Source organism: Stenotrophomonas sp. BIO128-Bstrain, from assembly GCF_030128875.1.
Taxonomy (GTDB): Bacteria; Pseudomonadota; Gammaproteobacteria; order Xanthomonadales; family Xanthomonadaceae; genus Stenotrophomonas; species Stenotrophomonas bentonitica_A.
Window position 1 is genome coordinate 4,239,496 of record NZ_CP124620.1, and the last position, 14,832, is coordinate 4,254,327.

General features: G+C 67.1%; 9 protein-coding genes. 5 read left to right on the top strand and 4 right to left on the bottom strand.

What is annotated here, in order from left to right:
• Positions 1–167: 167 nt before the first annotated feature.
• The 4 genes from POS15_RS19330 to POS15_RS19345 form a co-directional block, all read right to left on the bottom strand.
• The gene (locus tag POS15_RS19330) at positions 168–2,237 is read right to left on the bottom strand and encodes a TonB-dependent receptor (RefSeq protein ID WP_284128693.1); all 2,070 of its coding nucleotides are present in this window, start codon (positions 2,235–2,237) and stop codon (positions 168–170) included.
• A gap of 243 nt (positions 2,238–2,480) precedes the next feature.
• Positions 2,481–5,606, bottom strand: coding sequence for an efflux RND transporter permease subunit (locus POS15_RS19335; protein ID WP_019183492.1), 3,126 nt, complete (start codon positions 5,604–5,606; stop codon positions 2,481–2,483).
• A 34-nt stretch (positions 5,607–5,640) separates the two neighbouring features.
• Positions 5,641–8,880 (bottom strand): efflux RND transporter permease subunit, encoded by a 3,240-nt coding sequence (locus POS15_RS19340; RefSeq protein ID WP_019183493.1) that lies wholly within the window; start codon positions 8,878–8,880, stop codon positions 5,641–5,643.
• Positions 8,881–8,968: 88 nt separating this feature from the next.
• Entirely contained in the window at positions 8,969–10,207 is a 1,239-nt protein-coding gene (locus POS15_RS19345) for an efflux RND transporter periplasmic adaptor subunit (protein WP_284128694.1), read from the bottom strand.
• A gap of 231 nt (positions 10,208–10,438) precedes the next feature.
• On the opposite strand from POS15_RS19345, the gene POS15_RS19350 reads away from it, so the two are divergent.
• From POS15_RS19350 to POS15_RS19370, 5 genes are all read left to right on the top strand, one after another.
• Complete coding sequence (locus POS15_RS19350; protein WP_284128695.1) at positions 10,439–11,770, top strand: M20 family metallopeptidase; 1,332 nt, start codon at positions 10,439–10,441, stop codon at positions 11,768–11,770.
• A 170-nt stretch (positions 11,771–11,940) separates the two neighbouring features.
• The gene (gene queF, locus POS15_RS19355) at positions 11,941–12,759 is read left to right on the top strand and encodes an NADPH-dependent 7-cyano-7-deazaguanine reductase QueF (RefSeq protein ID WP_284128696.1); all 819 of its coding nucleotides are present in this window, start codon (positions 11,941–11,943) and stop codon (positions 12,757–12,759) included.
• A gap of 185 nt (positions 12,760–12,944) precedes the next feature.
• Entirely contained in the window at positions 12,945–13,238 is a 294-nt protein-coding gene (locus tag POS15_RS19360) for a LysM peptidoglycan-binding domain-containing protein (protein ID WP_070426094.1), read from the top strand.
• 39 nt (positions 13,239–13,277) lie between these two features.
• Complete coding sequence (locus POS15_RS19365; protein ID WP_019183498.1) at positions 13,278–13,781, top strand: hypothetical protein; 504 nt, start codon at positions 13,278–13,280, stop codon at positions 13,779–13,781.
• Between the two features lie 455 nt (positions 13,782–14,236).
• Complete coding sequence (locus tag POS15_RS19370; RefSeq protein ID WP_284128697.1) at positions 14,237–14,665, top strand: hypothetical protein; 429 nt, start codon at positions 14,237–14,239, stop codon at positions 14,663–14,665.
• Positions 14,666–14,832: the final 167 nt, after the last annotated feature.

The window sequence follows — 14,832 nt, forward strand, 5'->3', positions numbered from 1 at the left end:
AGAGGCCGCCATTATTGCCGGTGCGGAGTGAAGGGGACACCTCTACCGCCGACGGTAGTGCCGGCCGCTGGCCGGCTCCCGACAATGCCGAGGAGCCGGCCAGCGGCCGGCACTACGCGCTGTGTGGAGGAGCCGGCCAGCGGCCGGCACTACCTGTGTGCTTCCGGTTACATGTCCCAGCGCACGCTTACCGCGAAGGTGCGCGGCAGGCCGACGCCTGCGTTGAACCAGTACTTCTTGTTGGCCAGGTTCTCCACGCCGGCGCGCCAGGTGACGGGATGGCCGGCGGCCTGCATCCGGTAGCCGACACCGGCGTTGACCAGCGTGTAGTCGGGCAGCTTGAGCGTGTTGTCGGCGTCGTAATAGACGTCACCGTAGTAACGGGCCAGTGCATACACGCTCAGGCCCTCAACCTGCGGGACGCTGTAGTCGGCGTGCAGGACGCCCTGCCAGCGGGCGGCGCCGGCGGTGCGGTTGCCTTCCTGGGCGACGCTGTCGGGGGAGAGCTTGTCGTAGGTGGGGTCCAGCCAGGTCACGCCGCCACCGAGCGTGAAGGCATCGGTCAGGCGCACGTCGCCGCTGACTTCCACGCCTTCGTACAGCGTGATGCCGTCCTGCACCAGCAGCTTGCCGGCGGGCGTGAGCAGGTCGATGTTCGCGCCACGCTCCAGCCGGAAGGCGGCGGCATTGGCGCTCCAGCGCGGGTACTCGATCTTGGCGCCGATCTCGTACTGCTTGCTGATGGTCGGGTCGAGCACGTCACCGGCATTGATGTAATCGCTGCCCACGCGGCTGCCGGCTTCCAGCGATTCCACGTAGCTGGCATACAGCGTCACTGCATCGGCCGGCTTGTACATCAGGGCGTAGGTCGGGGTGACCGGATAGGTGTGGTACGCACCCTTGTTCTCGAAGTCGTTGTAGCGCGCGCCGGCCAGCAGCGACCAGCCATCGGCGAAGCTGACGGTATCGCTGACAAACGCAGCCTGCTGCACCGTTTCGCTGCCGCGGCTGAGCACGCGCGAGCCGACCGCATCATGACGCAGTGTCGGGCGCTGGTAGAGGTTGCCGCGGCCGATGGTGTTCCACTCGTAGGGACGGTCCCAGCCCAGCCCGATCTGGTGGGAGACGCCGGCGACCACCTGGTGCGACAGCGGGCCGGTCTGGAAGCGGCCCTGCACGATCGCCTGGGCCAGCTTCCACTCGCTCTTGCCGCCGAGCTCGTAGGTGTTGACGTTGTAATCGCCGTTGACGTCATCGATATAGGCGAAGATCTTGTTGACGTCGTTCCATGAGGTGGTCACGCCATAGCTCAGGCTGGCCTTCCAGTCACTGTTGATCTGCCAGTTCAACGCCGTGGAGAGCAGGCTGGAACGGGTGTCGTAGTAGCTGCCATCGATGCTGTTGTCGATGTCGCCCGCGAGCGGGCGCGGCAGCTCGGTCAGGCCGATGAAGTAATACTGCGGCGACTCGTTGCTGAGATCGCGCGACTGGAACACGCCATCGAAGGTCCAGGTCAGCCGGTCGGTCAGGCGTGCATCCAGCGACAGGGCGCCGACCTTGCGGTTCACCTCCCCGCCGTTGAACGTTTCACCTTTCTCCTGGTACGCGTTGAAGCGGTAGCCGAACATGTCCTCGTTGCCGAAGCGTCCGCCCACATCGATCTGGCCGCTGACGATGCCTGCCTCGCGCCAGCCGAGCTGTGCCGACAGCGTGGTGACCTCGGTCGGCTTCTTGGTGACGTAGTTGACGATGCCGCCGGGCTGGCCGAAGCCGTACATGAAGCCGCCGGGACCTTTGAGCAGTTCCACCTGTTCCATCACTTCCAGCGGCCACTCGGTGCCCCACGAGGACACCTGCAGGCCGTTGACGCGGTAGCTGTCGTAGCTGAGATCGATGCCGCGGTTGCGGATCGGCGAACTCCAGCCGCTGGCGTAGGCGCTGACCTGGGTGACCACCGAAGGATCGGTCAGGAAGGCTTCGCCCAGCGAGACCACCTGGCGCTTTTCGATGTCCTCGCGGCCGACCACCGAGATCGCAAACGGGGTATCGCGCACGGCGCGGTCGCCCAGGGCGCCGGTATCGGTGTGGGTACGTTCGGCGGTGACCTTGATCGCATCCAGGTCGGTGGCCGAGCGCGCCCGCGCGGTGCCGTCCGGTACGGACTGGGCATGGGCGGCGCAGGCCAGCGACAGTGCGACGGCCAACGTGGCCAGGCGGGGCAGGGAGGACGACAGCATCGATGGGTTCCTTGGCGGACAGCACAATGCCGTCCGCGATCTACAGAGGGCGGGGGAGGGTCGATGGCTGGATCGCGCAGGCTGGCCGGGAACCGGCAGCGGGGGCATCGCAGAGGGCGATGCAGGACCGTGGCTGGATGAGAATTGTTGTCGTTTTGTTACGTGGCGTCAAACCGGTGCGCACCGGCCGGGGGTACCGACAGGGGCGTACCGACCAACGGTCGGTACCTACCGATGCAATGCCTACCGCGCGGCGGCGGCCCGCTTCAACGCGCGCTTCTCTCGGCGCCGCGCCCGGCGGGCCACCCAGCGCTCGCGCAGGCACGAGAAGATCACGTACAGCGCGGGCGTGCTGAGCAGGGTCAGGCTCTGCGAGAACAGCAGGCCGCCGATCATCGCGATGCCGAGCGGGCGGCGCAGTTCGGAGCCTTCGCCCAGGCCGATGGCCAGCGGTACCGCGGCCAGGATCGCCACCATGCTGGTCATCATGATCGGGCGGAAGCGCACGATGCTGGCTTCGCGGGCGGCCTCCAGCGGCGTCTTGCCATGCTCGCGCTGCGCGACCACCGCGAAGTCGATCATCATGATCGCGTTCTTCTTGACGATGCCGATCAGCAGCACCAGCGCGATCATCGAGATCACCGACAGCTCGGTGTTGGTGCCGTACAGCGCCAGCAGCGCGCCGACGCCTGCCGCCGGCAGCGTGGAGAGGATGGTGACCGGGTGGATCAGGCTCTCGTACAGCATGCCCAGCACCAGGTAGACGGTGATGATCGCCGCCATCACCAGGATCAGCATCGCCATCGGGTCCGAATCGAAGCCGAACCCGGCGTCGTCGGCCAGGCGGATGTCGCCGGGCATGCGCATGCCGTTGACGGTGCTGTCGATGATCGCCTTGGCCTCGCCCATGCTGGTGCCGGGGGCGAGGTTGTAGCTCAGGTCCATCGTGGTGTACTGGTTCTCGTGGGTGATCTGCGACGGTGCCAGACCCGGTACCTGCTCGGCCACCGCGGTGATCGGCACCATCTCGCCATTGCCGGCGCGCACGTAGATCTGGTCCAGCGCGCCCGGTGTCGCGGTCTGCTCCGGCAGGGCGTTGACCACCACGCTGTACTGGTTGATGTCCGAGTAGATCGTGGAGATCTGGCGCTGGCCGAAGGCGCCGTACAGCGCGCCGTCGATGGCACCGACCGACACGCCCAGGCGGGCGGCCTTGGCCCGGTCGATCACGATGTTCTGGCGCAGGCCGGCGGCGTCCACGTCGGTGCCGACATCGGCCAGCTTCGGGTTCTTCTTCAGCGCGGCCTGCAGCTTGGGCAGCCACTCCTGCAGCTGGGCCAGGTCGTTGCCCTGCAGCGAGACACGGTACTGCGCGCCCTGGCTGGCACCACCGCCGTCATTGCTGGGCAGATCCTGGATGGCGCGCAGGCGCAGCTGCAGGTCGGGGTAACGATCGGCCTTGGCGCTCAGGCGGGCCAGGGCCTGCGCGGTGGTCTCGCGGCGGCCGTCCTTGCGCGACTTCAGCTCAACATTGAACTGCGCGCTCGAGCCCTGGCGGCCACTGCCCAGGCGCACACCCACGGTCTTCACCGCCGGGTCGGCCATCAGCATGTCGGTGATGCGGCGCTGGCGGTTGACCATGTCTTCGAACGAGACCGTGGCGCTGGAATTCGCGCGGCCCCAGATCAGCCCGGTGTCCTGCGGCGGGAACGCGCCCTTCTTGACCGCACCGAACAGGAACACCGTCGCGCCGATCAGCAGCAGCGGCGTCAGCGACAGCAGCAGCGCGTGGCGCAGCGAGAAATCCAGCAGCTTCACGTAGATCCGCAGCATGCGGTCGTGGCCGGCATCGAGCAGGCGGCCGAAACGGCTCGGCGCACCGGCGTCGGCATGCGCGCTCAGGAAGCGGCTGCACAGCGCCGGGGTCAGCGTCAGCGAGATGATCATCGAGACCACGATGGCCGCCACCAGGGTGACGGTGAACTCGCGGAAGAACGCGCCCATCATGCCTTCGGCGAACAGCAGCGGAATGAACACCGCCACCAGTGAGGCGGTGATCGAGACGATGGTGAAGCCGATCTCGCGCGCGCCGGTGAGGGCGGCCTGCATGCGCGGCATGCCCTCGTCGAGGTGGCGCATGATGTTCTCGATCACCACGATCGCATCGTCGACCACGAAGCCGATCGCGATCACCAGCGCCAGCAGGCTCAGGTTGTTCAGGGTGAAGCCCAGCACGTACATCACCAGCGCCGCGCCGGCCAGTGACAGCGGCACGGTCACCGCCGCGATCAGGGTCGGGGCCAGCCGGCGCAGGAACAGCGCCATGGTCAGCACCACCATGGCCAGCGCGATCAGCAGGGTGATCTGCACTTCATGCAGCGACGAGCGGATGGTCGGGGTGCGGTCGAAATACGGGGTGAGCGTGGTACCCGGTTCGAGGTAGTCGCGCAGGGTCGGGATCTGCGCCTTCACCCGGTCCACGGTTTCCACGATGTTGGCGCCGGCGCGGGTGAACACGTACATCACCACCGCCGGTTTGTGGTTGAACCACGCGGCCTGGTAAGCGTCCTGCTGCCCGTCGTAGACGTTGGCGATGTCCTGCAGGCGGATCACGCGGCCATCGTCGGCGGTCTTGATCACCAGCTGGGCGAAATCGGCGGCGCGCGCGACCGAATCGTTGGCGATGATCGCGGTGGTGGTGTTGCCATCGGTGAGGAAGCCGGTCGGCGAGGTCACGTTGGCTGCGCGTACCGCATTGCGCAGGTCATCGGCGGTCAGGCCGAGGGCATTCATCAGGCGCAGGTTGACGTCCACCCGCACCGCCGGCGTGGAGGCGCCGGCGATATCCACCGAGGAGACCCCGGTGATCTGGCGCAGGCGCTGGGCCAGCAGCGAATCGGCCACGTTGTAGAGGTCGTCGGCCGACTGCGTTTCGGAGGTCAGGGCGATCGCGATGACCGGGTCGTCGTTCGGGTTCGCCTTCTGGAACATCGGCGTGCCCAGCCCGGCGGGCAGGTCGGACTGGGCGGAGTTGATCGCGGTCTGCACGTCCAGCGCGGCCGAGTCGATATCGCGGTCGCTCTGGAAGATCATGAAGACCAGCGAGCTGCCTTCGGAGCTGGACGAGCGCATGCGGTCGATGCCGGGCAGCTGGCCGAGGTGGCGCTCCAGCGGCGCGGTCACCGTGGAGGCCATCGTCGTGGCGTCCGCGCCGGCCTGGTTGGCGTGCACGAAGATCACCGGGATCTGGATGTTCGGCAGTGCCGACACGCCCAGCTGCAGGTAGCAGATCACGCCCACCACGAACAGGCCGATGGCCAGCAGAGCGGTGCCGATCGGGCGGCGGATGAACGGGCCGGAGATGTTCATCGAACGCCTCCGCAGCGGTCTGCGGTGCTCATCATCACGCCTGCGGCTCCTGCACCGGGCCATGGCCGTGACGCAGCGCGCGCTGTTCGCGGCGCTGGCGCAGGCGCTCGGAGAAGCGCTCCATGTACAGGTAGATCACCGGCGTGGTGTACAGCGTGACCAGCTGCGACAGCAGCAGGCCGCCGACGATGGCGATGCCCAGCGGGCGGCGCAGCTCCGAGCCGATGCCGGTGCCCAGCGCCAGCGGCAGCGCGCCGAGCATGGCCGCGGCGGTCGTCATCATGATCGGGCGGAAGCGCAGCAGGCAGGCGCGGCGGATCGCTTCATGCGCGTTGGCCCCGGTGCGGCGTGCCTCGATCGCGAAGTCGACCATCATGATGCCGTTCTTCTTGACGATGCCGATCAGCAGCACGATGCCGACGATGCCATCCACCGACAGCGGCAACCCGCACACCATCAGTGCCAGCAGTGCGCCGACACCGGCCGGCGGCAGGGTGGAGATGATGGTGAAGGGGTGGATGTAGCTTTCATACAGCACGCCCAGCACGATGTAGATCAGCACCAGCGAGGCCAGCAGCAGCCACACCACGTCGGTCTGGCTGCCGGTGAACTCGGCCGCCTTGCCGATGAACTGCGCATGCACCTGCGAGGGCATGTCCAGGCCGGCCTTGGTTTCCTCGATCGCCTTGACCGCATCGGACAGCGAGTAGCCCGGCGCGATGTTGAACGACACCGTGACCGCCGGCAGCTGTTGCTGGTGGCTGACCACCAGCGGGGTGCTGGTGACCTTGCCTTCGGCCAGCGCGGCCAGCGGAATGATGTTGCCCGCACCGACCGGGATACCGGTGTTCTGCGCGCCGATGCCGGTGGCCGTGGACGAGTTGGACGAGGTGACCTGGCCGAAGTTGGTGGCGTTGCTGCCGGTCAATGCACCGGCCCCGTTGGAGGCCACCGCCAGCTGGTTCATCAGCGCGGTGCTGGTGCGGAATTCCGGCGCCACTTCCAGCACCACGCGGTACTGGTTGAGCTCGGTGAAGATGGTGGAGATCTGGCGCTGGCCGAAGGCGTCGTACAGGGTGTCGTCGATGGTCTGCATCGGCACGCCGAGCACGCTGGCCTTGTCGCGGTCGATGGTCAGTTCCAGCGCGCGGCCCTGGTTGGACAGGTTGTTGTCCACGTCGGCCAGTTCCGGGCGCTGGCGCAGCGCTTCGGTCAGCCGGGTGGCCTGCAGCGCGACCTGCGCGCTGTCCACGTCCGACAGCGAGTACTGGTACTCGGTGGCCGCCACGCGGGTATCCAGGGTGACGTCCTGCACCGGCTTGAGATACAGCGCCACGCCGGGGATGCCGGCCACGGCCTTCTGCAGGCGCGGCAGGATCTCATCCAGGCCATCGCGGTCGCCGCGCTCCTTGAGCACGATCGACAACTGGCCCTGGTTGAGCGTGGGGTTCATGGTGCCGGCGCCGATGAAGGCGGACACGCCGGTCACCGCCGGATCGCTGCGCAGGGCTTCGGCCACGGCCTTGGTGCGCTGCTCCATCTGCGGGAAGGCGATGTTCTGGTCGGCCTGGACCACGCCGGTGATCAGGCCGGTGTCCTGTTCGGGCAGCAGACCCTTGGGGATCACGATGTACAGCACCACGGTCAGCACCAGCGCACCGGCGGCGACGGCCAGGGTCAGCGGCTGGTGATCGAGCACCCAGTCCAGGCTGCGCTCGTACAGGCCGACGGTGCGCGACCACACGGTGGTCTTGCCGGCCGCGGCGGCACGCTCGTGCGCGTCTTCGCCTTCGGGCAGCGCGTCCGGCTTGAGCAGGTAGGCGCACATCATCGGGGTGAGCGTCAGCGAGATCAGCATCGACAGCGTCACCGCGATGCTCAGCACCCAGGCGAACTCATGGAACAGGCGGCCGGTGACGCCGGGCATCAGCAGCAGCGGCAGGAACACCGCCACCAGCGAGATGGTCAGCGAGAGCACCGTGAAGCCGATCTGCTGCGCGCCGATCTCGGCTGCTTCGGGGCCGCTCTTGCCCTGTTCGATGTAACGCACGATGTTCTCGATCATCACGATCGCATCGTCGACCACGAAGCCGGTGGCCACCACCAGCGCCATCAGTGAGAGGTTGTCCAGCGACATGCCGGCGAACGCCATCACCCCGAAGGTGCCGGCCAGCGACAGCGGCACCGCCACCGAGGGAATGATGGTGGCCCACAGGCGGCGCAGGAACACGAAGATCACCGCCACCACCAGGCCGATGGTCAGGATCAGGGTGAACTGCACTTCATGCACCGAGGCGCGGATGGTCTCGGTCCGGTCGTTGAAGATCTCCAGGTGCACGTCGGCCGGCAGCACGTTCTGCAGCTGCGGCAGCAGCGTACGGATGCGCTCGACGGTCTGCACGATGTTGGCACCGGGCTGGCGGCGCACTTCCAGCAGCACCGCCGGCTTGCCATCGGCCCACGCGGCCAGCTGGTCGTTCTCCACGCCATCGACCACGTTGGCGACATCGGACAGGCGCACCGGGCGGCCGTTCTTGTAGCTGATGATGGTGTCGCGGTACTCGGCGGCGCTGGTCAGCTGGTCATTGGTGCCGATCGAGTAGGACTGGGTCTTGCCGTTGAGCGAGCCCTTGGGCGCGTTGACGTTGGCCTGGGTCAGCGCGCTGCGCAGGTCTTCCAGGGTCAGGCCCATGTTGGACAGCTGCGCCGGGTTGACCTGGATGCGCACGGCCGGGCGCACGTTGCCGGCGATGGAGACCAGGCCCACGCCCTGCACCTGCGACAGGCGCTGGGCGAGGATGGAGTCGGCGTAGTTGTTGACGTCGCGCAGCGGGCGCGTGTCGGAGGTGAGCTTGAGGGTGACGATCGCCGCATCGGCCGGGTTCACCCGGTTGTAGACCGGCTGGTAGGGCAGCGAAGACGGCAGCGTGGCCTGGCGGATCGCGGCCTGCACGTCCTGCGCGGCGATGTCGATGTCGCGGTCCATCGAGAACTGCAGGATGATCGTGGACAGCCCCGCCGACGAATCGGAGGTCATGATCTCCAGCCCGGAAATCTGCCCGAACTGGCGCTCCAGCGGCGTGGTCACCAGCGAGGCCATGGTGACCGCGTTGGCGCCGGGGTACTGGGTGGTCACCACCAGGCTGGGCGCATCGATCTCGGGCAGCGCCGACACCGGCAGCTGGCGGTAACCGAGGATGCCGAGCAGCAGCAGGCCTGCCATCAGCAGCGAGGTGGCGATCGGGCGGCGGATGAAAATCGTCGAAAAGCCCACGGGCGGGTCCTTGCTGGTGCGTCGTGCTGCGTTGGATCAGGCGAACGCCGGCGCTTGGGCCGGCGTCAGGTACACAGGGCGGGCGCGATCAGCGCGGACCGCCACCGCGGCGTCCACCGCCACCCTGCTGCTGGGCGGCCTTGAGCTCGGCTTCGGTCGGTGCGGCCGGGGTTTCGCCGGGCTTGAGCGCGGTGACCTTGGCGCCCGGCTTGAGCCGGAACTGGCCTTCGCTCACGACCCGTTCGCCGCCCTTCAGGCCCTCGGTGATCTGCACCTGGCTGTCGCCGACTTCCACGCCGCTCTTGACCGTCTGCATGGCCACGGTGCTGTCCGGCTTGACGATATAGACGTACTCGCCGTCCGGGCCACGCATCACGGCCTGGGTCGGGATGACGACGCCGCCGGCGATGGTGCGCAGCTGCATGCGGACGTTGACGAACTGGCCCGGCCACAGCGAATTGTCTTCGTTGTCGAACAGGGCGCGCGCGCGGAAGGTGCCGCTGTCGCTGCTGATCTGGTTGTCGACCACGTCCAGCTTGCCGCCATCGGTCAGTACGTGCGCATCGTTGCGGTCCAGCGCGGCGATGGCCACCGCGCCGGCGGCCTGGGCCTGGCGGACGGCGGGCAGCTGACGCTCGGGCAGATTGAACACGACGTGGATCGGGTGGATCTGGGTCAGGGTCACCAGCGCGGTGCCGGCGCTGACGATGTTGCCGGCATCGACTGCACGGATACCGGCGATGCCCGAGATCGGCGCCGTCACGCGGGTGTACTGCAGCTGCACCTGGGCGGCGCGCATGCTGGCTTCGTTGGCCGCCACGGCACTTTCAAACTGGGCCACCTGGTTGCGCTGGGTATCCAGGTCGGTCTTGGCTACGTACTGGCGGTACTCGGCCGAGTTCGAGCGCTGGTAGTTGGAGCGGGCGGTGGCGAGCTGGGCCTGGTTCTGGCGCTTGGCCGCCGCGGCCTCGTCGTAGCTGGCCTGCAGGGTGCGCGGATCGATCTGGGCGAGCAGGTCGCCCTTCTTCACTTCCTGGCCTTCCTTGAAGTTCAGGCTGATCAGCTGGCCGCCGACCTGCGGGCTCACGGTGACGGTGTTCATCGCCGCGACCGTACCCAGTGCGCTTGCATAGACCGGCACGTCCTGGCGCGCCGCCTCGATCACCGTGACCGGCACCGGGCCTGCATTGGCCGGATCACCGCCCTGGCGCCCTTCGGCTGCCGGACCTGCCGCGTCTCCCTTCTTGCCGCCCATCAGGCGCACACCCATGACGGCAACCACCAGCACTGCGACCACCAGCAGCACGATCTTCCAGAAACGCGACATTCAATAACTCCTGAGGGGGCTGGCGGAGGGCGGGGGGCCCCGGTTGGCTAGGCGCAAAGCATACTCGTCGCCCGTGGCCTTTCATGCATGACGGATGGGACGGGCGATCAGACCGGATGTGACGGGTGAGGTTCCCCCATGAACGTTCGCCGGGGCAGAAAGTTACACCGCGGCGGTTCCGGATGCCCTACATTCAGGTTCGACCGTTGTCCTGCCCCGTGGAGACCTGCAATGCCCCGTCTGTCGCTGCTGATGTCCGCCCTGCTGTTGGCCACCCCCGGCCTGGCCGCCGCCGCCCCCGCCGAACGCCCCGAAGTGGCGGCCGCCGCGACCCGCCTCAAGGCCCAGGTCATCGACTGGCGCCGCGATTTCCACCAGCACCCGGAGCTGTCCAACCGCGAGGAACGCACCTCGGCCAAGGTCGCCGAGCGCCTGCGCGCGATGGGCCTGAAGCCGCAGACCGGTATCGCCCACCATGGCGTGGTGGCCATCATCAAGGGCGGCAAGCCCGGCCCGCGGATCGCCCTGCGCGCGGACATGGACGCCCTGCCGGTGACCGAACAGACCGGCCTGCCGTTCACCTCCAAGGCCACCAGCACCTACCGCGGCGAGACCGTCGGGGTGATGCACGCCTGCGGCCACGATGCCCACACCGCCATCCTGCTGGGCGTGGCCGACGCGCTGGTGAAGATGCGCGCGAACCTGCCTGGCGAAGTGATGCTGATCTTCCAGCCCGCCGAAGAGGGCGCGCCGCCGCCGGAAGAGGGCGGTGCGGCGCTGATGCTCAAGGAAGGGCTGTTCAAGGACTTCAAGCCCGAGGCGGTGTTCGGCCTGCACGTGTTCTCCAGCGTGCCCGCGGGCCAGATCGCGGTGCGCGGCGGCCCGCTGATGGCGGCCTCGGACCGGTTCGGGATCAAGGTGATCGGCCGCCAGACCCATGGCTCGGCGCCGTGGAACGGGGTGGACCCGATCGTGGCCACGGCCGACCTGGTCGGCACCGCGCAGACCATCGTCAGCCGCCGCGCCAACCTCTCCAAGCAGCCGGCGGTGGTGACCTTCGGCGCGATCAAGGGCGGCATCCGCTACAACATCATCCCCGATGAAGTGGAGATGGTCGGCACCATCCGTACCTTCGACGAGGGCATGCGCCAGCAGATCTTCGCCGACCTGCGCAACGTGGCCGAGCACACCGCGGCCGCGCACGGGGCCAAGGCGGAAACCGAGATCTACGAATCCGAAGGCAACCCGGCCACGGTCAACGACCCGGCCCTGACCGCGCGGATGCTGCCGAGCCTGCAGGCCGTGGTGGGCGAAGGCAATGTCTACGAGCCGCCGCTGCAGATGGGCGCCGAGGACTTCTCGCTGTATGCCCAGCAGGTGCCGGGCATGTTCTTCTTCGTCGGCTCGACCGGCGAGGGGATCGATCCGGCCACGGCGCCGGCCAACCATTCGCCGAAGTTCCTGCTCGATGAGAAGGCGCTCGATGTGGGCCTGCGCGCGCTGCTGCAGGTGAGCCTGGATTACCTCAATGGGACGCCGGCTGCGGCGCCTGGCGCGGGCTGAAGCCAGCGGACGGCTGGTAGACGGCAGGTCCCGGCCGCTGGCCGGGGCGAAAACCGGCACGGGCGGGAGGGTTCCGATCCTCCCCCCGACTGGGGATGCAACCACCCGGCCGCCGGGTCCGTTCGTTTTCGCCGGCGGACGCCGCGCGCCTACCGGCGTAAAATGGCGGCATGAATACCCCCCAGGACTCCAGCCTCGGTCGCGAGGTGGCTTACCCGTCGCAGTACGATCCCGGCCTGCTTTTCCCCATCCCGCGCCGCGGCGCCCGCGAAGAGATCGGCCTGGACGAGGCGGCGCTGCCGTTCGTCGGCCATGACCGCTGGCAGGCCTATGAGCTGAGCTGGCTGGACGGGCGCGGCAAGCCGCGCGTGGCGGTGGCCACGGTCAGCGTGCCGTGCACCTCGCCGAACCTGATCGAATCCAAGTCATTCAAGCTGTACCTCAATTCGCTCAACAGCACGCGCTTCGACGATGACGCGGCTGCGCGCCTGTGCATCACGCGCGATCTGTCGGCCTGTGCGGGGGCGGTGGTGACGGTCGTGTTCGGGGTGCCACCGCTGGTGGAAGACGCCGAGGGCGAATCGCTGGACGAGCGCGACGTGGCCATCGAGCGCTACGGCCCACCGGCGCCGGAATTCCTGTTCGCCTATGCCGATGACGTGGTCACCGAGACATTGAGTTCGGCGCTGCTCAAGTCCAACTGCCCGGTCACCGGCCAGCCGGACTGGGCCAGTGTCAGCGTGCGCTACCGCGGCCCGAAGATCGACCGCGACGGCTTGCTGAAGTACCTGATCAGCTACCGCGAACACGCCGAGTTCCATGAGCAGTGCGTTGAGCGGATCTTCAGCGAGATCACCCAGCGCTGCCAGCCACAGTGGCTGGAAGTGGAAGCGCGCTACACCCGGCGCGGCGGGCTGGACATCAACCCGTGGCGGGCTAGCCCGGGCATCGCCGCCCCGGCACGTACCGTCCGCGACCTGCGCCAGTAGAGCGACCCCACGGGTCGCTGCCCCGGAACCCGGCACCACGCGCAGCCACCTATGGGGTGGCTCTACCCCCGGGCAACGTGGCCGCCGGTAGCCGTTCCGCACGTCTTCACATCCACGCCATGCCCCATTAACAAGGGCTGTGACACCGTGCCTCCCATGTCGTCAATCAAGACGGGAGTGTATGGATGAGTACCGATAAGAAAGTCGACTTTTCCGGTGTCAGCGCCAGCGTTGACACCACCGCGCAGAAAGTCGATCAGGTCGATTTCTCGGGTGTGACCGCCTCGGTGGATACCACCGCGGAGAAGGTAGGAGGCACCTACACGGTGCAGAAGGGCGATTCGCTCTCGAAGATCGCCAAGCAGGAACTGGGCGATGCCAATGCGTGGAAGCGCATCTTCGAGGCCAACCGCGACGTGCTGGACGATCCAGACAAGATCCAGCCCGGCCAGACCCTGAAACTGCCGCCCAAAGCCTGATCCACTTTACTGCCCACCATCACACAGGGAGCAATCTCCATGAAGAAGTCGTCCATCAGTACTGCCGTTCTCGCTGCGCTTCTGGCCACCGTAGCCCTGGCTGGCTGCAAGAAGAAAGAAGACACCGCCGATAACAACGCACAGCCGGCGGCGACCGCGCCTGCCGCGCCGGCTCCGATGACCGAAGCCGCGCCGCAGCCGATGACCGCTGCCACCGGCGTGACCGTTTCGACCGTCACCGTCGGCAAGACCGCTGCGGCGGACAAGACCGTCACCTCGGCCGCATTGTTCGCGCCGAAGGACGACATCATCGTCTCGATCCGCACGGACGGCAGCGCCAACAACGCCAACGTCGCGGCCAAGCTGACCTTCCAGAACGGGCAGGTTGCCGGTGAGCAGAACCAGGTGGTCAATACCACCGGTGCCGAGACCACCAACATCTCCTTCAAGAATGCCAATGGCTGGCCGGCGGGCAAGTACCGCGCGGAAGTCACGGTAGATGGTAAGGCGGCTGGATCGCCGCAGGAGTTTGAGGTCAAGTAAGCCTAGACGCCGACTCTCTCCCGGCAACAGGCTCACGATGGACGCAGCCGCGAGGCTGCGTCTTTTTTATTGTTCTTTTTCCATCGGCGTGGCAAGCAGAAGTGCTTGATGCCATTGCGCGCACATCCGCCGGTGTGGGTCGAGCGCAGCGCGGCCCGCGTAGCCAGATGATTGCCGCCTCACGGAAGGACTCGGTTTCAGGCTCGCAGCAGGCTCCAGCGGTGGCATCACCCGATCCACACTATCCGCGGATGGCGGAACTCGTATAGTCGGAGGATGGGGCGTGGCGCGGCGCTGGGATCCAAGGAGCGGCAATGAGCAAAACGGGGATGTGGTGTTTCTTTGCGCCTGCTATGGCGTTTGTTCCTGGATACGCATGTGGACAGGAAGCAGCAATATGGGGCCACAGTTGCGATCACCTCCTCTATGGCGCGTGCCTGCGGGTCCCCGCCGGGATGTCGATCAGCTACGAATCACCTGCGGATTTCGGGATTCATGACGTTCTGAAAGATCAGCGGAGCGTGTTGCTGGTCTATGAAGGTGACGCACCGCAACCGCCCAGTCCGGGATCGTCTATCGATCTGAAATTAACCCTTCCTGGCTATCAGCTTTCAGGCTACAGAACGGCCGAGGGCGATTCGACCCGATACGACATCTTCGTCAAGCCTGACCGATCGGGTGTCATGCCGCTGCATCTGATCGGCACGGCGACCGGCGCCTCACAGCGAAAGGACCTGGCAGCGGCAGTTGGCGGCTTCCGGGTATGTAGTTTCAAGCGCAACCACAGCAGCCAGACACTCACGTGTCCTCGCCAAAGCGTGTGGGGAAAGCCCCTTGCGGAATGGGTGGACGGTCTCCCAGAGGCCGCAGCAGTTTCCGAATGAGCGGATCTGCACCCGGAGGGCGCCTGAGCTGCCGGTTGGCGCTGATGCATCACACCGTTCCAGTACGTTTGCGTATGGGATGGCTTTGCTCCGGGGGGCTGAAAACGCGACAATGCGGGGGTTTCCCGCCGTGCGCGCCGTTGGTCGGCGCGGTCCCCAGGGAAAGT

Bases quoted from the DNA above. Each gene is read 5' to 3' on its own strand.
- POS15_RS19330 (WP_284128693.1), bottom strand. From the start codon at position 2,237: ATGCTGTCGTCCTCCCTGCCCCGCCTGGCCACGTTGGCCGTCGCACTG.
- POS15_RS19335 (WP_019183492.1), bottom strand. From the start codon at position 5,606: ATGAACATCTCCGGCCCGTTCATCCGCCGCCCGATCGGCACCGCTCTG.
- POS15_RS19345 (WP_284128694.1), bottom strand. From the start codon at position 10,207: ATGTCGCGTTTCTGGAAGATCGTGCTGCTGGTGGTCGCAGTGCTGGTG.
- POS15_RS19350 (WP_284128695.1), top strand. From the start codon at position 10,439: ATGCCCCGTCTGTCGCTGCTGATGTCCGCCCTGCTGTTGGCCACCCCC.
- queF (WP_284128696.1), top strand. From the start codon at position 11,941: ATGAATACCCCCCAGGACTCCAGCCTCGGTCGCGAGGTGGCTTACCCG.
- POS15_RS19360 (WP_070426094.1), top strand. From the start codon at position 12,945: ATGAGTACCGATAAGAAAGTCGACTTTTCCGGTGTCAGCGCCAGCGTT.
- POS15_RS19365 (WP_019183498.1), top strand. From the start codon at position 13,278: ATGAAGAAGTCGTCCATCAGTACTGCCGTTCTCGCTGCGCTTCTGGCC.
- POS15_RS19370 (WP_284128697.1), top strand. From the start codon at position 14,237: ATGTCGATCAGCTACGAATCACCTGCGGATTTCGGGATTCATGACGTT.